At 71.3% G+C, this 19423-nt stretch carries 22 protein-coding genes; 19 read left to right on the forward strand and 3 right to left on the reverse strand.

All coding sequences use genetic code 11. The annotated features are described in order from the left end of the window. Positions 1-52: 52 nt before the first annotated feature. The 9 genes from WFH32_RS12180 (at position 53) to WFH32_RS12220 (ending at position 6163) form a co-directional block, all read left to right on the forward strand. Entirely contained in the window at positions 53-610 is a 558-nt protein-coding gene (locus tag WFH32_RS12180) for an adenylate kinase (protein WP_336707691.1), read from the forward strand. A gap of 23 nt (positions 611-633) precedes the next feature. Further along, on the forward strand, positions 634-1470 hold the full coding sequence (gene map / locus WFH32_RS12185) for a type I methionyl aminopeptidase (protein ID WP_191795918.1): 837 nt from the start codon (positions 634-636) through the stop codon (positions 1468-1470). Between the two features lie 459 nt (positions 1471-1929). Continuing rightward, positions 1930-2151 carry a translation initiation factor IF-1 gene (infA, locus tag WFH32_RS12190; RefSeq protein WP_012867920.1) on the forward strand — a complete coding sequence of 74 codons (222 nt, stop codon included), beginning with the start codon at positions 1930-1932 and terminating at the stop codon, positions 2149-2151. A gap of 85 nt (positions 2152-2236) precedes the next feature. Then, complete coding sequence (gene rpmJ / locus WFH32_RS12195; protein ID WP_009740505.1) at positions 2237-2350, forward strand: 50S ribosomal protein L36; 114 nt, start codon at positions 2237-2239, stop codon at positions 2348-2350. Between the two features lie 213 nt (positions 2351-2563). Then, positions 2564-2938 (forward strand): 30S ribosomal protein S13, encoded by a 375-nt coding sequence (rpsM, locus tag WFH32_RS12200; RefSeq protein WP_030151919.1) that lies wholly within the window; start codon positions 2564-2566, stop codon positions 2936-2938. A 103-nt stretch (positions 2939-3041) separates the two neighbouring features. Further along, positions 3042-3446, forward strand: a complete 405-nt coding sequence (gene rpsK, locus WFH32_RS12205; RefSeq protein ID WP_030151918.1) for a 30S ribosomal protein S11 — start codon at positions 3042-3044, stop codon at positions 3444-3446. Between the two features lie 154 nt (positions 3447-3600). Next, entirely contained in the window at positions 3601-4620 is a 1020-nt protein-coding gene (locus WFH32_RS12210) for a DNA-directed RNA polymerase subunit alpha (protein ID WP_030151917.1), read from the forward strand. A gap of 56 nt (positions 4621-4676) precedes the next feature. Next, entirely contained in the window at positions 4677-5222 is a 546-nt protein-coding gene (rplQ, locus tag WFH32_RS12215; RefSeq protein WP_191795919.1) for a 50S ribosomal protein L17, read from the forward strand. Positions 5223-5440: 218 nt separating this feature from the next. Then, the gene (locus WFH32_RS12220) at positions 5441-6163 is read left to right on the forward strand and encodes an alpha/beta fold hydrolase (protein WP_336707636.1); all 723 of its coding nucleotides are present in this window, start codon (positions 5441-5443) and stop codon (positions 6161-6163) included. 1 nt (position 6164) lies between these two features. On the opposite strand, the gene WFH32_RS12225 is transcribed toward WFH32_RS12220, so the two are convergent. Then, the gene (locus WFH32_RS12225) at positions 6165-6950 is read right to left on the reverse strand and encodes an ROK family protein (protein WP_191795921.1); all 786 of its coding nucleotides are present in this window, start codon (positions 6948-6950) and stop codon (positions 6165-6167) included. 34 nt (positions 6951-6984) lie between these two features. Between WFH32_RS12225 and truA the strand changes: the two genes are divergently transcribed. Next, positions 6985-7893, forward strand: coding sequence for a tRNA pseudouridine(38-40) synthase TruA (truA, locus tag WFH32_RS12230; RefSeq protein WP_336707638.1), 909 nt, complete (start codon positions 6985-6987; stop codon positions 7891-7893). A gap of 3 nt (positions 7894-7896) precedes the next feature. On the opposite strand, the gene WFH32_RS12235 is transcribed toward truA, so the two are convergent. Further along, a complete protein-coding gene (locus WFH32_RS12235; protein WP_138825529.1) occupies positions 7897-8295 on the reverse strand; it encodes a DUF5709 domain-containing protein in 399 nt (132 codons plus the stop codon). A gap of 235 nt (positions 8296-8530) precedes the next feature. Between WFH32_RS12235 and WFH32_RS12240 the strand changes: the two genes are divergently transcribed. The 7 genes from WFH32_RS12240 (at position 8531) to WFH32_RS12270 (ending at position 15837) form a co-directional block, all read left to right on the forward strand. Beyond that, positions 8531-10267 (forward strand): ABC-F family ATP-binding cassette domain-containing protein, encoded by a 1737-nt coding sequence (locus WFH32_RS12240; protein ID WP_336707639.1) that lies wholly within the window; start codon positions 8531-8533, stop codon positions 10265-10267. A gap of 116 nt (positions 10268-10383) precedes the next feature. Beyond that, a complete protein-coding gene (trhO, locus tag WFH32_RS12245; RefSeq protein ID WP_191795924.1) occupies positions 10384-11343 on the forward strand; it encodes an oxygen-dependent tRNA uridine(34) hydroxylase TrhO in 960 nt (319 codons plus the stop codon). Positions 11344-11608: 265 nt separating this feature from the next. After that, positions 11609-12052, forward strand: coding sequence for a 50S ribosomal protein L13 (gene rplM, locus WFH32_RS12250; protein ID WP_030151909.1), 444 nt, complete (start codon positions 11609-11611; stop codon positions 12050-12052). A 46-nt stretch (positions 12053-12098) separates the two neighbouring features. Then, complete coding sequence (gene rpsI, locus WFH32_RS12255) at positions 12099-12587, forward strand: 30S ribosomal protein S9 (protein ID WP_036571959.1); 489 nt, start codon at positions 12099-12101, stop codon at positions 12585-12587. A 153-nt stretch (positions 12588-12740) separates the two neighbouring features. Beyond that, positions 12741-14105, forward strand: coding sequence for a phosphoglucosamine mutase (gene glmM, locus WFH32_RS12260; RefSeq protein ID WP_336707643.1), 1365 nt, complete (start codon positions 12741-12743; stop codon positions 14103-14105). Next, on the forward strand, positions 14102-14785 hold the full coding sequence (locus WFH32_RS12265) for a peptide deformylase (RefSeq protein ID WP_336707645.1): 684 nt from the start codon (positions 14102-14104) through the stop codon (positions 14783-14785). The genes glmM and WFH32_RS12265 overlap by 4 nt, the downstream gene beginning before the upstream one ends. 296 nt (positions 14786-15081) lie before the next feature. Next, positions 15082-15837: a DedA family protein gene (locus tag WFH32_RS12270; RefSeq protein WP_191795926.1), complete on the forward strand. Its 756-nt coding sequence runs from the start codon at positions 15082-15084 to the stop codon at positions 15835-15837. 10 nt (positions 15838-15847) lie between these two features. Here the strand turns inward: WFH32_RS12270 and coaA are convergent, their stop codons facing one another. Then, positions 15848-16795, reverse strand: coding sequence for a type I pantothenate kinase (gene coaA, locus WFH32_RS12275; RefSeq protein ID WP_191795961.1), 948 nt, complete (start codon positions 16793-16795; stop codon positions 15848-15850). A gap of 205 nt (positions 16796-17000) precedes the next feature. Here coaA and glmS point away from each other — a divergent pair, with 205 nt between their 5' ends. Further along, complete coding sequence (glmS, locus tag WFH32_RS12280; protein ID WP_138825513.1) at positions 17001-18866, forward strand: glutamine--fructose-6-phosphate transaminase (isomerizing); 1866 nt, start codon at positions 17001-17003, stop codon at positions 18864-18866. A 191-nt stretch (positions 18867-19057) separates the two neighbouring features. Beyond that, positions 19058-19408, forward strand: coding sequence for a holo-ACP synthase (locus WFH32_RS12285; RefSeq protein ID WP_138825510.1), 351 nt, complete (start codon positions 19058-19060; stop codon positions 19406-19408). Positions 19409-19423: the final 15 nt, after the last annotated feature.

Here is a 19423-nt window from a genome sequence, read left to right on the forward strand (position 1 = left end):
CACGACTCCCGTTGCGGGTACCTCGTCCGAGGGCTCCGCGCGCTTGATCATCATGGGTCCCCAGGGGGCCGGCAAGGGCACCCAGGCGGCTCGCCTGGCGGCGCACTACGGCATCCCGGCGATCTCCACGGGCGACATCTTCCGTGCGAACATCAAGGGCGGCACCGAGCTGGGCAAGCTGGTGCAGGAGTACACGGCGAAGGGTGAGCTCGTCCCCGACTCGGTGACGAACGACATGGTCCGTGACCGCCTCGCGCAGGACGACGTCGCGCGCGGCTTCATCCTCGACGGCTACCCGCGCAACGCTGCCCAGGTCGTCGAGCTCGACGGTATCCTCGCCGACCTCGGTATCGAGCTGGACGCCGTCCTCGAGCTCACCGCGGACCGCGACGAGCTCCTCGCCCGCCTGCGCAAGCGTGCGGAGATCGAGGGTCGTGAGGACGACACCGAGGAGGCGATCGCCCGCCGTCTCGACATCTACGCCGAGCAGACCGCTCCGCTGACGTCCGCGTACGCCGAGCGGGGCCTCCTGGCCCAGGTCGACGGCATCGGTGAGATCGACGACGTGACCAAGCGTCTCGTCGAGGCGCTCGCGCCTCTCGTCGGCTGACCCGGGGACGGTAGGAACGCGAAGTGTTCGGTCGCGAGAAGATCGAGTACAAGACGGTCGACCAGGTGCGCACGATGCGCCGGGCGGGGCTGGTGGTCGCCGACGCGCTCGCCACGGTCCGCTCGGCGGTGCGTCCCGGCATGACGACCGCGGACCTGGACGCGCTGGCGGCGGCCGTGATCGGCGATGCCGGCGCGACGCCGTCGTTCCTGGGGTACCACGGGTACCCGGCGACGCTGTGCGTCTCGGTGAACGACGAGGTCGTCCACGGCATCCCGGGGACGCGTGAGCTGCTCCCGGGCGACGTCGTGTCGGTGGACTGCGGCGCGATCGTCGACGGCTGGCACGGGGACTCCGCGTTCTCGTTCGTCCTGCCCGAGGCCGACGCGGCGGACGTCGCACTCGTCGAGGCGACCGAGCGGGCGCTCTGGGCCGGCATCGCCGCCCTGGCGACCGGCGAGCGTCTGGGGGACGTCGGCAACGCGGTCGAGGACTCGATCGAGGCGTCGGCCGCGACCGACGGCGTCCCCTACGGGATCATCGAGGAGTACGTCGGGCACGGCATCGGTACGTCGATGCACCAGCCGCCGGACGTCCTGAACTACCGGACACGTGAGCGTGGGCCGCGGCTCAAGCCGGGCATGTGCCTGGCCATCGAGCCCATGGTGACCCGTGGCGAGCGCTTCACGCAGGTGCTCGAGGACGACTGGACGGTCGTGACCGACGACGGCGCGCGTGCGGCCCACTGGGAGCACAGCGTCGCCATCCTCGAGGGCGGCATCTGGGTCCTGACGGCCCCCGACGGCGGTGCCGCGAAGCTCGCAGAGCTCGGCGTGACCGTCGCCCCGCTCGACGTCTGAGGCTCGCCCGGCACGGCGACGGCCCGCCCCTGGCCTCATGAGGCCGGGAGCGGGCCGTCGCCGTGCCGGGCGAGCGGCGGCGTCGGGACGCCCGTGCGGGCACCTGGTGCCGCGGGCGTCGCAGGACCGTGCCAGCGGGCGGCGCAGAGGCGTCCCACGCGTGCGCAGGCATGCCGGGGCTCGTCGTCGGTCCCTGCGTCCACGACGCCGTCTGCGACGCCCTACGGGCGCCGCAGACGGTCCCCTGCGGTGCCCTCACGCGCACGTGTCCGGGGGCACACCGCCCCCGGTTCCTTCTGACGGATCGATGCCGTAGGATAGTCCGCTGGGTGTAGTCCGCGTTCCCTGTTCGAGTTCAACCGACCGGGCAGCAGGGCGGAATGCACACGACGTCCACTCACCGGTCCTCGTAGAGCACGGGTGCGTGGGAAGCAGTTCGGACGAGAGTTAGCGGAGGATATGGCAAAGAAGGACGGTGTCATCGAGATCGAGGGCAGCGTGGTCGAGGCCCTGCCGAACGCGATGTTCCGCGTGGAGCTGGCCAACGGGCACAAGGTTCTGGCTCACATCTCGGGCAAGATGCGACAGCACTACATCCGGATCCTCCCCGAGGACCGAGTGGTGGTGGAGCTGAGCCCGTACGACCTGTCCCGTGGCCGGATCGTCTACCGCTACAAGTAGTCGTCAAGAATCCACCACTCGAAACAACTGCTGCCGCAGGCCTGGGTTCGCCCGCGCGTGCGTGCGGCGGCGGAGGAACAGACTGATGAAGGTCAAGCCCAGCGTCAAGAAGATCTGCGACAAGTGCAAGGTGATCCGCCGGCACGGTCGCGTCATGGTGATCTGCGAGAACCTGCGTCACAAGCAGCGCCAGGGCTGAGTCCCCGGCGCTCCGGCGCACGGTGATGCAGGTCCGCGAGAGCGGACCGATCGCCGGCACCCTCGGGTGCCAACCAGCGCACCACCACGAACCTCACGGTCGGGCCGCACAGGCCCACTGAGGGGAACCCCCGGCTCGGAGGCCGGGGCCCGCAGCTCCGCGGGAAGATGGTGCGGTAGACCTCCGAACGAAGTAACAGGAGCCGGAAGGCACATGGCACGTCTTGTCGGCGTCGACCTCCCCCGCGAGAAGCGGCTCGAGATCGCGCTCACCTACATCTACGGCGTCGGCCGTACCCGCGCCCAGCAGACGCTGGCCGCCACCGGGATCTCCCCGGACGTTCGCGTGAAGGACCTCGGTGACACCGAGCTCGTCGCGCTGCGTGACTACCTCGAGGGCAACTACAAGCTCGAGGGTGACCTCCGCCGTGAGGTGGCTGCTGACATTCGCCGCAAGGTCGAGATCGGCTGCTACGAGGGCCTGCGTCACCGCCGCGGCCTGCCCGTCCGCGGGCAGCGCACCAAGACCAACGCGCGTACCCGCAAGGGACCCAAGCGCACCGTGGCCGGCAAGAAGAAGGCCCGCTAAGCAGTAGTCCGTGGAACGCGTGCAGCGCGCCTGAGCCTCGAGCTCACCCGCGCGGCGCACGCCGACCCGGTCCGAACACCTCAGACCAGGAGAAGATCCAGAAATGCCTCCCAAGACTCGCGCCACCGCGGCCCGCAAGCCGCGCCGCAAGGACAAGAAGAACGTCCCCCACGGCCAGGCGCACATCAAGAGCACGTTCAACAACACGATCGTGTCGATCACCGACCCGACCGGTGCCGTCATCGCCTGGGCCTCGGCCGGGCACGTCGGCTTCAAGGGCTCGCGCAAGTCGACGCCGTTCGCCGCGCAGCTCGCTGCTGAGTCCGCGGCCCGCCGCGCCCAGGAGCACGGCGTCAAGAAGGTCGACGTCTTCGTCAAGGGCCCCGGCTCCGGCCGTGAGACCGCGATCCGTTCGCTCACCGCGACGGGCCTCGAGGTCGGCTCGATCCAGGACGTGACGCCCCAGGCTCACAACGGCTGCCGCCCCCCCAAGCGTCGCCGCGTCTGATCCTCTGCTCCGCTCGTCGTCGCGCTGCCCCCGGCCCTGCCGGCCGGCGCGACGACGGGCGCAGCACCCTGGGCGGGTGGACAGAGTCCCGCCCAGGAGCACGCGTTGCCCGTGATGCGTCATATAGCGGACGCACACCGAAAGGAACACACCAGTGCTGATCGCACAGCGCCCCACCCTGACCGAAGAGGTCATCTCGGAGAACCGTTCGCGCTTCTCCATCGAGCCGCTCGAGCCTGGCTTCGGCTACACCCTCGGCAACTCGCTTCGTCGCACGCTGCTCTCGTCCATCCCGGGCGCTGCAGTGACCTCGATCCGCATCGACGGTGTCCTCCACGAGTTCACCACCGTTGCCGGTGTCAAGGAAGACGTCACCGAGATCATCCTCAACATCAAGAACCTCGTGGTCTCCTCGGAGAACGACGAGCCGGTCGTGATGTACCTGCGCAAGCAGGGTGCTGGCGCGGTCACCGCCGCGGACATCGTCCCGCCGGCGGGCGTGGAGGTCCACAACCCGGACCTGCACATCGCCACCCTCAACGACAAGGGCAAGCTCGAGATCGAGCTGACGGTCGAGCGTGGACGTGGCTACGTCTCCGCGAACCAGAACAAGTCCTTCGACGCCGAGATCGGCCGTGTTCCCGTCGACTCGATCTACTCGCCGGTCCTCAAGGTCACGTACAAGGTCGAGGCGACCCGCGTCGAGCAGCGCACCGACTTCGACAAGCTGATCGTCGACGTCGAGACGAAGCAGGCGATCTCCCCGCGCGACGCGCTGGCCTCGGCCGGCAAGACGCTCGTCGAGCTCTTCGGCCTCGCCCGTGAGCTCAACGTCGAGGCCGAGGGCATCGAGATCGGCCCGTCCCCGACGGACGCCGCGCTCGCTGCGGACCTCGCGCTCCCGATCGAGGAGCTCAACCTCACGATCCGTTCGTACAACTGCCTCAAGCGCGAGGGCATCCACCAGGTCGGCGAGCTCGTCGCTCGCAGCGAGGCAGACCTGCTGGACATCCGGAACTTCGGCGCGAAGTCCATCAACGAGGTCAAGGAGAAGCTCGCAGAGCTCGGCCTGAACCTCAAGGACTCGCCGCTGGACTTCGACCCCTCCACGGCGGACTACTACGAGGCCGACGAGGACGAGGCGACGTTCTCCGACGGGCAGCAGCAGTTCTGACCTTCCGTGCTCGCGGCTCGGCCGCACGCACGATCCACTTCTAAGGAGCAAGATCAATGCCTACCCCCACCAAGGGTCCGCGGCTCGGCGGTGGCCCGGCTCACGAGCGTCTCATCCTCGCGAACCTGTCCACGCAGCTCTTCGAGCACGGCCGCATCACGACGACCGAGACCAAGGCCAAGCGCCTGCGTCCGGTGGCCGAGCGCCTCATCACGTTCGCGAAGCGCGGTGACCTGGCGGCTCGTCGTCGCGTCATGACCGTCGTCCGCGACAAGTCCGTCGTGCACACGCTGTTCACCGAGATCGCCCCGCAGATGGCGGAGCGCAACGGTGGCTACACGCGCATCACGAAGGTCGGCAACCGCAAGGGCGACAACGCCCCCATGGCCGTCATCGAGCTCGTGACCGAGCCCGTCAGCCCCAAGCAGGCCGTCGTCCGCGAGGCCGAGAAGGCCACGAAGAAGACCAGCAAGCCCAAGGCCGCCAAGGTCGAGGACGCTCCCGTCGAGGACGCCACGATCGAGGACGCACCCGTCGTCGAGGACGCCCCCGTCGTGGAGGACGCCCCCGTCGAGGACGCCAAGGACTCGAAGGAGAAGTGATCCCGCCCCGGCTCTGCCGGACGGGTTCCTCCTGAAGGGCCCGGCACCATCTGGTGCCGGGCCCTTCGCCGTGCCCGGCGGCGGGCGCTCGACCGCGGACGCGCGGCCACGGCAGGCCCGACGCCGGCCGCCGGTCACCCCGGCGCCGGCCGCCGGTGGTCGGTGGCCCCCGGGTGCCTGCGGTACGCCAGGCGCTGGGTGCCTCTAGATTGGTCCGTATGGGTCTGCCGGTGCTGTTCGTCCACGGTTCGCGTACGTCCCGCACGATGTGGCGGGCGCAGCTCGAGGCCATGGACCGTGCGGACATCGTGGCCGAGGCCGTGGACCTGCCGGGTCACGGCGAGCGGACGGGCGAGTCGTTCACCCTCGACGGTGCCGTGGCGACCGTCTCCGGGGCTGTGGACGACCTGGGGGGCCGGGCGCTCGTCGTCGGGCTCTCGCTCGGTGGGTACGTGGGGATCGAGCACCGCGCGCGCTTTCCCGAGCAGGCCGCGGGTCTTGTCGCGGCGAGCTGTTGCACGGTGCCGGCGTCCCGGTTGCGCGTCGCCTGGCGCGTCGCGGCGGACCGTATCGAGAGGCTGCCCGACAACGGTGCGGCCCTCAACCAGGCGCTCGTGCGCAGGACCTTGCCCGCGGCCGGCGTCGAGGACATCGGTGCGGGCGGCTTCGCGCTGACGACCATGACGGCGATCCTCGACGAGGTCGGGCGCACGGAGCCCCTGGCGGCGCTGTCGGCGACGGACTCTCCCGTGTGGTTCGTCAACGGGCGGTGGGACCACTTCCGGTTCGGGGAGCGCGCCTACCTCGCGGCCGCGCACTCGGGTGGCGCGCGGGCCGAGCTCGTCGTGGTTCCGGGGGCCAAGCACCTCGTGAGCCTCGACCGGCCCGTGGCGTTCACCCGGGCCGTCCTCGCAGCCCACCACGAGCTGGACCCGTCCTAGCTCAGACGAGCGTCAGGTCCCACGCCCTGGCACCGCCCACGAGCGCCGCCGAGTTGGGGACGACCACGACGTCGTCGCCCAGGCGTTCGAGCGCGGACGGCGTGATCTGGCGCGAGTTGCCCCCGCCCAGGTAGAGCCGGTCCCACCAGAACACGGGGCGCAGTCCTTCGACGAGAGCGACGACGCGCCGTGACCAGAGGCCGTTCCCGAGCCGCCGCCGCTCGACCTCGCCGATGTACTCGTCGTACGTCGTGCCGCGCCGCACGGGCGCGTGCGACCACTCGAGGTGCGGGGCGAGGCGTCCGCCGTGGAACAGTGCCGACCCCAGCCCGGTCCCGAGCGTGAGCACGAGCTCGAGGCCCGACGCCGCGACGACACCGGCCCCGTGCACCTCCGCGTCGTTGAGGACGAGCGCAGGCATCCCGAGGCGTTCGCTCACCGCCGCCTGGACGTCGAAGCTGGCCCACTGCTCGGCCAGGGCGGGGTCGACCCTGCTGCGCGGTCCCGAGCGCGTGATGTAGTGCGGGGTGTGCACGACGACGCCGCGGCGGATCATGCCCGGCATGCCGACGGTGACGCGGACCGCGGGGGGCAGGCGGTCGGCGATCTGCGCGATGACGTCGACCAGGAGGGACGGCGGCAGCGGGTAGGGCGTCGGGACCCGGACGGCGGCGGCGTGCGCGGTCCCCGCGGCGTCGAGCACGTTGGCCTTGATGCCGCCCCCGCCGCAGTCCACCGCGAGGGTGCGCAGCTCGGGGGAGTCGGGGTCGGAGGAGCGTTCGGGCATGCCAGCACAGTATCGGGCGCTAGCGTAGGTGCACGTGACGAACGAGCAGCCGGTCCGTGTCCGCCTGGACCTCGCCTACCAGGGCACGGCCTTCGCCGGGTGGGCCCGCCAGCCCGGCCTGCGGACGGTCGAGGGTGCGCTCGAGGACGGGCTGGGACAGATCCTGCGGGGCGACCCGCCGCGCCTGACGGTCGCGGGCCGCACCGACGCGGGGGTCCATGCGCGGGGTCAGGTGGCGCACGTCGACCTGCCGAGGGCCGCGTGGGACGCGATGCCGGGCCGCTCGGACCGCACCCCGGGCGACGCGCTCGTCGCGCGCCTCGGGGGAGTGCTGCCGGGGGACGTCGTGGTGCACCGGGCCACGCCCGCTCCGGAGGGGTTCGACGCGCGCTTCTCGGCGCTGTACCGCAGCTACACGTTCCGCATCGTCGACGACCCTGCCCTGCGCGACCCCCTGCGCCGTGAGTGGGTCCTGTGGAACCGGAAGCCGCTCGACGCCGACGCCATGCACGAGGCGCTCCAGCCGCTGCTCGGGGTCAGGGACTTCGCGGCCTTCTGCAAGCCGCGGCCGGGTGCGACCACGATCCGCGAGCTCCAGCACCTGTCGTGGGAGCGGGCGACCGACGGGCCCGACGCGGGGCTCGTCGTCGCGCACGTCCGTGCGGACGCGTTCTGCCACAACATGGTCCGTGCGCTGGTCGGCGCGTCGGTCGCCGTGGGGGAGGGGCGTCGTCCCGTCTCCTGGCCGACCGAGGTCCTGGCGGCGAGGCGCCGGGACGCGGGGGCCGGCGTCGTGCCGCCGCACGGCCTGGTCCTCGAGGCCGTCACGTACCCGCCCGACGACGAGCTCGCGGCCAGGGCCGAGCGCGTCCGCGCGGTCCGCATGGACGAGGACGTCTGGGACGCCGCGACCGAGGGGGCGCCGGAGGCCCGCCGGTCGTAGCGCCTACGGCTCCTCGACGATGTGGATCGCGGCCTCCTCCGCGCTCGCCGCGGCGCCGTCGATCCCGGCGTCGTCGGCGTACGTGTCGTTGACGCGGCCGTCGAGCGCGTCAGGGTCCGCCACGAGGCGGCCCGACCGCGTGGTGTCCGGCCGGTCGAGCGGGTCGGCGTCCCAGTCCTCGGGCTCCTCGTCGGCGAGGCGCTGGTCGAGCGACTCGCCGTCCTCCTCGAGGCGCTCAGGGTGCGCGTAGGTCAGGGGGGCGCGCTCGGGCGGCGCGTACCCCTCGTCGAGCACGTCGTCGACGCCGCGGTCGACCAGGGTGTCGTCGCGCTGGAGCTGGTCGGAGTCGCCCTCGGTGCCGAGGGCGGGATCGGTCCGGGTGGCGGGGGTGTCGTCGCTCATCCCTCCACACTGTCACCGGCGGGGCGTTCTCGCAGCCCGCGTGGGGCACCGGACGGGTGCTGCGCTGCCCGACGGCGGAGCGCGCCGGGGTGCGGCGGTGCGCTCGGCAGGCGGGCACCCTGGGCGGTCATACGCGTCACCGTCGGTCGGCGGGTGCGTCACCGTCGGCGGTCAGGTACGTCACCGTCGGCGAAAGGAGTCGTCAACAGGGGCCGCGGGCAGGGAGGATGAGCCCGTGGGTCACATCGACATCAGCGACATCAGCTACTTCCTGCCCGACGGGCGCCCCCTCCTCGCCGGGGCGACCCTGCGCGTCGCGGACGGGGCCAAGGTCGCGCTCGTCGGGCCCAACGGCGCCGGCAAGACGACGCTCCTGCGCATCGTCGCGGGCGACCTGTCCGCCCACGGGGGCACCGTGGGGCGCAGCGGCGGGCTCGGCGTGATGCGCCAGTTCGTCGGCCGGATCGACGACGAGCGCACGGTCCGCGACCTGCTCGTCGACCTCGCGCAGCCCTCGATCCGCGACGCCGCGCGCGAGCTCGCCGCGGCCGAGCTCGACATCATGACGGTCGACGACACCCCGTCCCAGATGCGCTACGCCCAGGCGCTCGCCGACTGGGCCGACGCCCGTGGGTACGAGGCAGAGGCCGAGTGGGACAAGGTCACCGACGAGGTCCTGTCGATCCCGTTCGAGCAGGCGCAGTTCCGCGAGGTCCGCACGCTGTCCGGCGGCGAGCAGAAGCGACTGGTGCTCACGGCGCTGTTCCGGGGGCCCGAGGAGGTCCTGCTCCTCGACGAGCCGGACAACTACCTCGACGTGCCGACCAAGCGCTGGCTCGAGGAGAAGCTCGCGGCCTCGCCCAAGACGGTGCTGTTCATCAGCCACGACCGCGAGCTCCTGGCGCGGACCGCGACCCAGGTCGCGACCGTCGAGCCCACGGCCGCGGGTGGGACGATCTGGGTGCACGGCGGCGGCTTCGGCACCTATGCCGAGGCCCGCGCCGACCGCCGCAGCCGGCTCGAGGAGCTCCTGCGTCGTTGGGAGGAGGAGCACGCCAAGCTCAAGGACCTCGTCAACACCCTCAAGAACAAGGCGGCCTTCAACGACGGGCTCGCGAGCCGCTACCAGGCCGCCCAGACGCGCCTGCGCAAGTTCGAGGAGGCCGGGCCGCCGCAGGTCCTGGCGCACGAGCAGAACGTCAAGGTCCGCCTCACGGGCGGGCGCACGGCCAAGCGGGCCGTGACGTGCGAGCAGCTCGAGCTGACCGGGCTCATGGAGCCGTTCGACCTCGAGGTCTTCTTCGGGGAGCGCGTCGCGATCCTGGGGTCCAACGGTTCGGGCAAGTCGCACTTCATGCGGCTCCTGGCTCGCGGCGGGTCGGACCCGGACCTCGAGCACCGTCCGGTCTACGAAAACGCCGAGAACGCCGTGGGCGCCGTGGGCACATCTGGTGCTTCGGGCGACGTAGCAGTCGTCCCACCCGTGGCGCACACGGGCCGGGCCGCGCTCGGCTCGCGCGTGCGCCCCGGGTGGTTCGCGCAGAACCACGCGCACCCCGAGTTCGAGGGCCGGACGCTGCTCGAGATCCTGCACCGCGGCGACGGCGCGCGCTCGGGCATGGGCCGGGAGCCGGCGAGCAAGGCGCTCGACCGCTACGAGCTCGTCGGTCAGGCCGAGCAGCGTTTCGAGACGCTGTCCGGCGGGCAGCAGGCGCGCTTCCAGATCCTGCTGCTCGAGCTCGGGGGAGCGACGCTCCTGCTGCTCGACGAGCCCACGGACAACCTCGACCTGCACTCGGCCGAGGCGCTCGAGTCGGGGCTCGCGGCGTTCGAGGGCACGGTTCTGGCCGTCACGCACGACCGGTGGTTCGCGCGCGGCTTCGACCGGTTCGTGGTGTTCGGCTCGGACGGGCGGGTCGTCGAGACACCCGAGCCGGTCTGGGACGTCGAGCGGGTCAAGCGTCAGCGGTGACCGGCAGGTGCCGGACCGGCCGGCCCGCGGCGAGTGGGCGGTGAGGAAGACCACACGCACGGCGGCGGGCCGGTAGCACGACCTGCGCGCCGCCGTCGGGCTCCTAAAATGGAGCAATGGCCGTCCCCAAGATCATCCTCTTCTACGCCTTCACACCGCTCGCCGACCCGCGCGCGGTGCAGCTGTGGCAACGCTCCCTCGGGGAGCAGTGGGGGCTGACGGGACGCGTCATCGTCTCCGAGCACGGCATCAACGCGACGCTGGGCGGGACGGTCGAGAACCTCAAGCAGTACGTCAAGACCACCAAGCAGTACCCGGGGTTCGCGGAGATCGACGTCAAGTGGTCGGACGGCACGGGCCGTGACTTCCCGCGCCTGTCGGTCAAGGTGCGCCCCGAGCTCGTGAGCTTCGGCGCGGCCGACGAGCTCACGGTCGACCAGGACGGCGTGGTCGCCGGCGGCGCACGCCTCGACCCCGAGGCCCTGCACGAGCTCGTGGCCGAGCGCGGCGACGACGTCGTGTTCTTCGACGGCCGCAACGCGTTCGAGGCCGCGATCGGCAGGTTCCGCGGCGCCGTCGTGCCGGCGGTCGAGACGACCCGCGACTTCGTGGCCGAGCTCGACTCGGGCGCGTACGACGACCTCAAGGGCCGCCCCGTCGTGACCTACTGCACGGGCGGCGTGCGCTGCGAGGTCCTGTCCTCGCTCATGCTCGCGCGCGGCTTCGAGGAGGTCTACCAGCTCGACGGCGGGATCGTGCGCTACGGCGAGACGTTCGGCGACCAAGGGCTGTGGGAAGGGTCGCTCTACGTGTTCGACGAGCGCATGCACGTCGAGTTCGGGACCGAGACCGTCCCGCTCGGCGCGTGCAGCGAGTGCGGCGGCGCGACCGCCAAGTACGAGAACTGCGTCGACCCGGGCTGCCAGACGCTGCGCCTGTTCTGCGCCGACTGCGCGGGCGTCGCGCGCACGCTCCAGTGCGACGCGTGCGCCGACCTGCGCCCCGGCGCGTATCCTCGTCCTCGGGAAGGCGCGTCCATCGGCCTCTCCCGCGACAACCACCGGGCAACCGCCTGAACCGGCGCTCTGGCGCCCGTGCGTGCGCCGTCGGGCACGCTGCTCACCGAGGTCGACATCACCCTCGGTGTGACGCAGCATGTTTTGACCCTGCATGGGCCGTCCAGGTAGTCTGTTGAGTCGTTGTGCTTCCCCTTCGGTATCTCGTCACTTGTGCGCCCACTCGCTCCGTGACCTGGACACCTGTCAACCGAAGGCCAAACGACTTGTCGGACGCAGGCTCCTGCGCCGAAGACACCGAAGACACGAAACGAAGGCTACGACCGTGCGTACGTACACCCCGAAGCCCGGCGACGTCCAGCGTGACTGGTACGTCATCGACGCGACCGACGTCGTCCTGGGCCGTCTCGCCACCCACGTGGCGACCCTGCTCCGTGGCAAGCACAAGGCCACCTTTGCTCCGCACGTCGACGGCGGTGACTTCGTCATCGTCATCAACGCCGGCAAGGTCGCCCTGACCGGCAACAAGCGCGAGCAGAAGCTTGCCTACACCCACTCCGGTTACCCGGGTGGTCTTCGGGCGGTCGCGTACAGCGACCTGCTGGAGAAGCACCCCGAGCGTGCTGTGGAGAAGGCCGTCCGCGGCATGATCCCCAAGACCTCGCTCGGCCGCGCCCAGTTCGGCAAGCTCAAGGTCTACGCAGGCTCTGAGCACCCGCACGCCGCGCAGCAGCCGAAGACTTTCGAGATCACCCAGGTCGCGCAGTAGGCTCCGCCTGCTCGTAGACGAGAACTTAGGACGCGAGGACACACCAGTGGCCGAGACCACCGTCGACATCGACGTGCTGGACGAAGAGACCCCCAGCAACTACACCTCTGAGAGCGCAGCCCCCACGGGCCGTGGCCAGAGCATCACCGCCCCCGCGCAGGCCCTGGGCCGTCGCAAGGAGGCCATCGCCCGCGTGCGCCTGGTGCCCGGCACCGGCCAGTGGAAGATCAACGGCCGCACCCTCGAGGGGTACTTCCCCAACAAGGTGCACCAGCAGCTCGTGAACTCCCCGCTGAAGCTGGTCGACGTCGAGGGTCGTTTCGACGTCATCGCCCGCATCAACGGTGGCGGCACGTCCGGCCAGGCCGGCGCCCTGCGCCTCGGCATCGCCCGTGCGCTCAACGAGGTCGACGCCGAGCACAACCGCCCGGCGCTCAAGAAGGCCGGCTTCCTGACTCGCGACGCACGCGTCGTCGAGCGCAAGAAGGCCGGGCTCAAGAAGGCCCGTAAGGCTCCGCAGTACTCCAAGCGCTGATCCAGCGCTTGCGCACGACGGCCCCGGTGGACACAGTCCACCGGGGCCGTCGTCTTTTGTCAGGGATGCTGACGAGCGACCGGACCGGTCGGCTCGCAGCGGGGGCGGGGCAGGCCCTGGGGCCTGTACCGTCCCGTTGAGGGAGGAAAACTCATGGGACGACTGTTCGGCACCGACGGCGTGCGGGGGCTGGCGAACAGGGACGTCACGGCCGAGCTCGCGCTCGGCCTGGGCGTGGCTGCTGCGAACGTGCTGGGACGCACCGGGCAACCCGACGGGCACCGCCCGCGAGCCGTGATCGGCAGGGACCCCCGGGCCTCGGGCGAGTTCCTGGGCGCCGCGGTGACCGCGGGCCTCGCGAGCGCAGGCGTCAACGTGCTCGACGTCGGCGTCCTGCCGACCCCGGCCGTCGCGTTCCTCACGAGCACGCTCGACGTCGACTTCGGCGTCATGATCTCGGCCTCGCACAACCCGATGGCCGACAACGGCATCAAGTTCCTGGCCCGTGGTGGCATCAAGCTCGAGGACTCGCTCGAGGACGAGATGGAGCGCCAGCTCCACGCCGAGTGGGACCGTCCGCTCGGCGCCGAGGTCGGTCGAGTGCGCCGCGACACCGGGAGCGCCGGGGCCGACTACGTCGAGCACCTCATCTCGAGCATCGGTGCGACGGGCGACGCCCTGCCCCTCTCCGGCCTGCGGATCGCGGTCGACTGCGCGAACGGCGCCGCGAGCGACGTGGGCCCGGCGGCGCTGCGCGCGGCGGGTGCCGACGTCGTCGTGATGAACGCGAGCCCCGACGGGCGCAACATCAACGAGAAGTGCGGGTCCAACCATCCCGAGCAGCTCCAGGCCGTCGTCGTGGCGTCCGAGGCCGACTTCGGCGTGGCGTTCGACGGCGACGCCGACCGCTGCATCGCGGTCGACCACCGCGGGGTCCTGGTGGACGGCGACCAGATCATGGGGGTGCTCGCCCTCGCCGAGAAGGAGAAGGGCCGCCTCGCCGACGACACCCTCGTGGTGACCGTCATGAGCAACCTCGGACTGATCCTCGCGATGCGCGACGCCGGGATCCGCACCGTCCAGACGGGGGTCGGCGACCGCTACGTGCTCGAGGAGATGCGCGCCAAGGGCTACACGCTCGGTGGCGAGCAGTCCGGGCACATCATCCTGTCCCAGTTCGCGACGACGGGGGACGGCGTGCTGACCGCGCTCCAGCTCGCCGCGCGCATCCAGCAGTCGGGCGCCAAGCTGGCCGACCTCGCGGGCGCCGTGCCGAAGCTGCCCCAGACGCTGCTCAACGTGCGCGGCGTGGACAAGGCCCGGGCTGCGACCGACGGGGTGCTCCAGGAGGCCGTCGCGGCCGCCGAGGCGCGTCTGGGGGAGACGGGGCGCGTCGTCCTGCGCTCCTCGGGCACCGAGCCGCTCGTGCGGGTCATGGTCGAGGCCGCGACGCAGGCCACGGCCGACGCCGTCGCCGAATCCCTCGCGGGCGTCGTCCGGGACCGGCTGGCCCTGTGACGGCTCGACCTGCTGCCGGGACGGGGGCCGGTTTCGCCGGTCCCGTCGACGAGTCGCTGAGGGACCAGGTCGCGGAGCACCTCGCGCGGTACGACGACGGCGTGCTCCCCATCGTGCAGGCCGGGCACCCCGTCCTGCGACGTCCCGCCGCGCCCTACACCGGACAGCTCGGGGACCTCTTCCCCCGACTGGTCGAGGCGATGCGCACGACCATGCACGCGGCCCCGGGGGTCGGGCTCGCCGCCCCCCAGATCGGGCTCGGGCTCGCGGTCGCCGTGGTCCAGGACGCCGGCGTCACCGACCCCGAGGACGCGGACCTGCGGGAGCGGTACCCCGTGCCGTTCCGGGTGCTCGTCAACCCGTCCTACGCGCCGGTGGGGGACGAGCAGCGAGCCTTCTTCGAGGGCTGCCTGAGCGTCAGCGGGTGGCAGGCCGTCGTCGCGCGGCACCGGTCGGTACGCCTGACCGGGCAGGACGAGCTCGGCGGACAGGTGGACGACGTCCTGACGGGGTGGCCCGCGCGGATCGTCCAGCACGAGACCGACCACCTGCGGGGCGAGCTCTACCTCGACCACGCGGAGCTGCGGTCGCTCGCCTCGAACGACAACATGATGCGGTTCTGGGGCGGCACCCCGGACCCCGCCGAGGCGTCAGAGGTCCTGGGTTTCCGGCTGCCCTGACGTCGCGGGGACCTGGGCCCGGACCCCATGGCCCGGGAGCGCGGAACACATCGTCCGGAGGACGTCACAGCATCCCTCCGGGGGACCTCCCTAGGGGTGGATCTCCTTCCGGAGGATGACGTGACCGGCCTGACGATCCGGCAGAATCGTCCTCGGAAGGTGGGGGTCGACATCAGGGCAGACTGGGGGGTTTCCCCGATGGTGTCGGGCCTCCGTATCCGTAGGCTGGTCACAGGCGTCGACACGACGTCTGTGACCAGCCTGGTCCGCCCCGCCAGCCGACGAACAGAGGACCCGTGATCGAGGCCGTTTCGACCTTCTTGGAGAACCTGGAGATCTGGGTCCTCGCACTCGCGGCGTCCGCATGGATCTACCCCGCCCTGTACGCCTTCGCGACGATCGACGGCTTCTTCCCGCCGATCCCGAGCGAGTCCGTGGTCATCACGCTCGCCGTCGCGGCCAGCGCCTCGGGGAACCCGAACCTCCTGCTCGTCCTGGTCATCGCCGCGGCGGGAGCCTGGACGGGCGACCAGATCGCCTACTCGTTGGGCCGCGGGATCGGCACCGAACGCATCCGCTTCCTCCGGACCGTCCGAGGACGCAAGGCCGTCGCCTGGGCCGACCAGGCGCTCAAGGCCCGCGGCGCCGCCTTCATCCTGGCGGCGCGCTACGTCCCGATCGGCCGTGTCGCGGTCAACATGACCGCAGGTGCCGTGGGGTACCCGCGCCGCCGCTTCATGGCCTACTCGGGCCTGGCGGCCGTGACCTGGGCCCTCTACTCCGTGCTCATCGGCCTCGTCGCGGCACAGTGGCTCGGGCACCAGCCGCTGCTCGCCATGGTCATCGGCGTCGTGATGGGAGTGCTGTCCGGCGTGATCGTCGACCGGATCATGAACAGCATGGCCCGCAGGCGCCGAGCCCGGGAAGCGGTCCGAGAGGCCACCCAGGACGCAGCGGGGGCGACCTCGATCCACGGCGAGGCGGCCGCCCGGCCGGTGGCGACGTCGTCGGGCGTCGAGGGCGACCAGGACGCCGTCCGCCGCGCCTCCTGACCGCCCCCGCTCACACCTTGCGCAGGCGGGCGCGCTGGACCGAGTGGTCCGATCCCTTCGTCAGCACGAGCGTCGCGCGACCTCGCGTCGGCAGGATGTTCTCCTCGAGGTTCGGCGCGTTGATCGAGTCCCAGATCGACTTGGCCTTCTCGACGGCCTCCTCGTCCGTGAGGGTCGCGTAGCGCTTGAAGTACGACTCGGGGCGGGCGAACGCCGTCCGGCGCAGCGACAGGAACCGGTCCACGTACCACTGGCGGATGTTGCGCGTACGCGCGTCGACGTAGATCGAGAAGTCGAAGAAGTCGCTCACCGCGACCGCCTGATCGTCGGACGGCCCCGGGCGGGCCGGCTGGAGGACGTTGAGGCCCTCCACGATCAGGACGTCCGGTCTGCGGACGACGGTCTCGGCCCCCGGGACGATGTCGTAGGTCAGGTGGTCGTAGACCGGGCTGCGGACCTCGGGTGCGCCCGCCTTGACGCGGGACAGGAACCGGACGAGTGCGCGCCGGTCGTACGACTCGGGAAACCCCTTGCGCTCCATGAGGCCGCGACGGGCGAGCTCGGCGTTCGGGTACAGGAAGCCGTCCGTCGTGAGGAGCTCGACCCGAGGCGTCTCGGGCCAGCGAGCGAGCATCTCGCGCAGGATGCGCGACGTCGTCGACTTGCCCACCGCGACCGACCCCGCGACCCCGATCACGTACGGCGTGCGGGTCGAGTTCTCGCGCAGGAACGTCGAGGTGGCCTCGTGCAGGCCGCTCGTCGCCGTCACGTAGAGGTTGAGCAGCCGCGAGATGGGGCGGTAGATCGCGTCGACCTCCGCCAGGTCGATCGGGTCGCCCAGCCCGCGGAGCTTGACGACGTCGGCGTCCGTCAGCGGCAGCGGCGTCGACTCGGAGAGCCTGCTCCACGCCGCGCGATCCAGGTCGACGTACGGGGACGACGTCGAGAGGTCGGGCAGGCGTCCGGAACCGGGCGAGGCGTCCTGATCGGTCGCGGGAGCACCCTCGAGCGGAGGGACGGGCAGGTCGGAGGAAGGAACCACTCGGACGATTCTGCCGGACGCCGAGCCGCACCGTGAACACGAACAGGCCGGACCACTAACAAAGAACCGCAAGATGTCGCGGCTGCGAAGGCCCCAGAACGTCCGGCTAGACTCCGAAACCATGTGTGGAATCGTGGGTTACGCAGGCCCCCTTGAAGCGTCGGGGCGACCCCTCGACGTCGTCCTCGAAGGACTCGGCAGGCTCGAGTACCGCGGCTACGACTCGGCCGGGGTCGCGCTCGTCGCGCCCGACCGGACGGACGTCGCGACGGCCAAGAAGTCCGGGAAGCTCGTCAAGCTCGTCGACGAGCTCCAGTCTCGTCCGCTGCCCGCGGCCTCCGCGGCGATCGGGCACACGCGGTGGGCCACGCACGGCGCGCCGAACGACACCAACGCGCACCCGCACGTCGCGGACGAGGGCCGCCTCGCCGTGATCCACAACGGGATCGTCGAAAACTTTGCCGTCCTCAAGGAGGAGCTGCTCGCCGACGGCGCGACCTTCCTCTCCGAGACGGACACCGAGGTCGCGGCCCAGCTCCTCGCCCGCGCGTACCGCCGCACCGGGGACCTGACCGAGGCGATGGCCTACGTCGCGCGCCAGCTCGAAGGCACGTTCACCCTGCTCGCCGTCCACGCGGACGCCCCGACCACCGTCGTCGGCGCCCGGCACGACTCGCCGCTCGTCGTCGGGCTCGGAGACGGCGAGAACTTCCTCGGCTCCGACGTCGCCGCGTTCATCGCGTCGACCAAGGACGCGCTCGAGCTCGGCCAGGACCAGATCGTCACCATCACCCCCGACAGCGTCGAGGTCGTCGACTTCCACGGCAAGCCCGCCGAGGCGACGCGCTTCACGGTCGACTGGGACGCGGCCGCGGCGGAGAAGGGCGGCTTCACGTCCTTCATGGACAAGGAGATCCACGACCAGCCGCAGGCCGTCGCGGACACCCTGCTCGGACGCACCGACGCCGAGGGACGCCTGGTCCTCGACGACCTGCGCATCGACGAGGCCGTGCTGCGGACCGTCGACAAGATCATCGTCGTGGCGTGCGGCACGGCCGCCTACTCCGGGCACGTCGCCAAGTACGCGATCGAGCACTGGTGCCGCATCCCCGTCGAGGTCGAGCTCGCGCACGAGTTCCGGTATCGCGACCCGATCGTGAACGAGAAGACGCTCGTCGTCGCCGTCACGCAGTCCGGCGAGACCATGGACACCCTCATGGCCGTGCGCCACGCCCGTGAGCAGGGCGCCAAGGTCATCTCGATCGTCAACACGCACGGGTCGACCATCCCGCGCGAGTCCGACGCCGTCCTGTACACGCATGCCGGGCCCGAGATCGCCGTCGCCTCGACCAAGGCGTTCCTGTCGCAGATCACCGCGGCCTACCTCCTGGGCCTCTACCTCGCGCAGCTGCGCGGCAACAAGTTCCCCGACGAGATCCGCGAGATCCTCGACGACCTGCGCGAGATGCCGCGCAAGATCCAGACCGTCATCGAGCGCGGCGAGTACGTCAGCGCCGTGGCCCGCTCCATGAAGGACGCGAAGTCGGTGCTCTTCCTGGGGCGCCACGTCGGGTTCCCCGTCGCCCTCGAGGGTGCGCTCAAGCTCAAGGAGCTCGCCTACATCCACGCCGAGGGCTTCGCCGCGGGCGAGCTCAAGCACGGGCCCATCGCGCTCATCGACGAGGGACAGCCGGTCTTCGTCGTCGTGCCGTCGCCGCGCGGACGCGACTCGCTGCACTCCAAGGTCGTCTCCAACATCCAGGAGATCCGCGCCCGCGGCGCACGCACGCTCGTGATCGCCGAGGACGGCGACGACGCGGTGCTGCCGTACGCCGACGAGATCTTCTGGATCCCGCAGTCGCCCACGCTGCTCTCGCCGCTGCTCGCGGTCGTCCCGCTGCAGATCTTCGCCATGGCCCTCGCCACGGCCAAGGGGCTCGACGTCGACCAGCCGCGCAACCTCGCGAAGTCGGTCACGGTCGAGTAGCCGACCGTCCCGCTCTCCGACCGAAGCCCGCCGTGCCCTCGCACGGCGGGCTTCCGTCGTCCAGGGCTGGCCGGGGCCGGCCCTGGGCTTGCCGCCGGGCGCCGTGCGAGGTGTGCCAGGTCTGCGCACCCGGCCGTCCGCCAGGTTCTCGCGGCCGTCGGTACGCCCGGGCCAGCGCATAGGGTGAGCGCATGATCATCGGGGTGGGTATCGACGTGGTGGACGTCGCGCGGTTCATGGACACGCTCGAACGGACGCCGCGCCTGCGCGAGAAGCTGTTCACCCCGGCCGAGCGGGACCTGCCCGCCTCGTCGCTCGCGGCCCGGTTCGCCGCCAAGGAGGCCATCGCGAAGGCGCTCGGTGCACCCGGCGGCATGCGCTGGCAGGACGCGACGGTGCACCGCGTCGTCGGGGGAGCGCCCCAGGTCGAGATCACGGGGACGGTCCAGGCACGGGCGACGGAGCTGGGGATCGCGACCTTCCACCTGTCGATCTCGCACGACGCCGGGATCGCGTCGGCCATGGTGGTCGCAGAAGGCTGAGGGGGTCCGCCGTCG

The sequence above is a fragment of the Oerskovia sp. USHLN155 genome (genome assembly GCF_037145535.1).
Classification (GTDB): Bacteria; Actinomycetota; Actinomycetes; order Actinomycetales; family Cellulomonadaceae; genus Oerskovia; species Oerskovia rustica.

What these genes read in the sequence shown, in the direction of transcription:
- WFH32_RS12180 (WP_336707691.1), top strand. Translation starts at nt 53, where the DNA reads ATGGGTCCCCAGGGGGCCGGCAAGGGCACCCAGGCGGCTCGCCTGGCG.
- infA (WP_012867920.1), top strand. Translation starts at nt 1,930, where the DNA reads ATGGCAAAGAAGGACGGTGTCATCGAGATCGAGGGCAGCGTGGTCGAG.
- rpmJ (WP_009740505.1), top strand. Translation starts at nt 2,237, where the DNA reads ATGAAGGTCAAGCCCAGCGTCAAGAAGATCTGCGACAAGTGCAAGGTG.
- rpsM (WP_030151919.1), top strand. Translation starts at nt 2,564, where the DNA reads ATGGCACGTCTTGTCGGCGTCGACCTCCCCCGCGAGAAGCGGCTCGAG.
- rpsK (WP_030151918.1), top strand. Translation starts at nt 3,042, where the DNA reads ATGCCTCCCAAGACTCGCGCCACCGCGGCCCGCAAGCCGCGCCGCAAG.
- rplQ (WP_191795919.1), top strand. Translation starts at nt 4,677, where the DNA reads ATGCCTACCCCCACCAAGGGTCCGCGGCTCGGCGGTGGCCCGGCTCAC.
- WFH32_RS12220 (WP_336707636.1), top strand. Translation starts at nt 5,441, where the DNA reads ATGGGTCTGCCGGTGCTGTTCGTCCACGGTTCGCGTACGTCCCGCACG.
- WFH32_RS12225 (WP_191795921.1), bottom strand. Translation starts at nt 6,950, where the DNA reads ATGCCCGAACGCTCCTCCGACCCCGACTCCCCCGAGCTGCGCACCCTC.
- WFH32_RS12235 (WP_138825529.1), bottom strand. Translation starts at nt 8,295, where the DNA reads ATGAGCGACGACACCCCCGCCACCCGGACCGATCCCGCCCTCGGCACC.
- trhO (WP_191795924.1), top strand. Translation starts at nt 10,384, where the DNA reads ATGGCCGTCCCCAAGATCATCCTCTTCTACGCCTTCACACCGCTCGCC.
- glmM (WP_336707643.1), top strand. Translation starts at nt 12,741, where the DNA reads ATGGGACGACTGTTCGGCACCGACGGCGTGCGGGGGCTGGCGAACAGG.
- glmS (WP_138825513.1), top strand. Translation starts at nt 17,001, where the DNA reads ATGTGTGGAATCGTGGGTTACGCAGGCCCCCTTGAAGCGTCGGGGCGA.
- WFH32_RS12285 (WP_138825510.1), top strand. Translation starts at nt 19,058, where the DNA reads ATGATCATCGGGGTGGGTATCGACGTGGTGGACGTCGCGCGGTTCATG.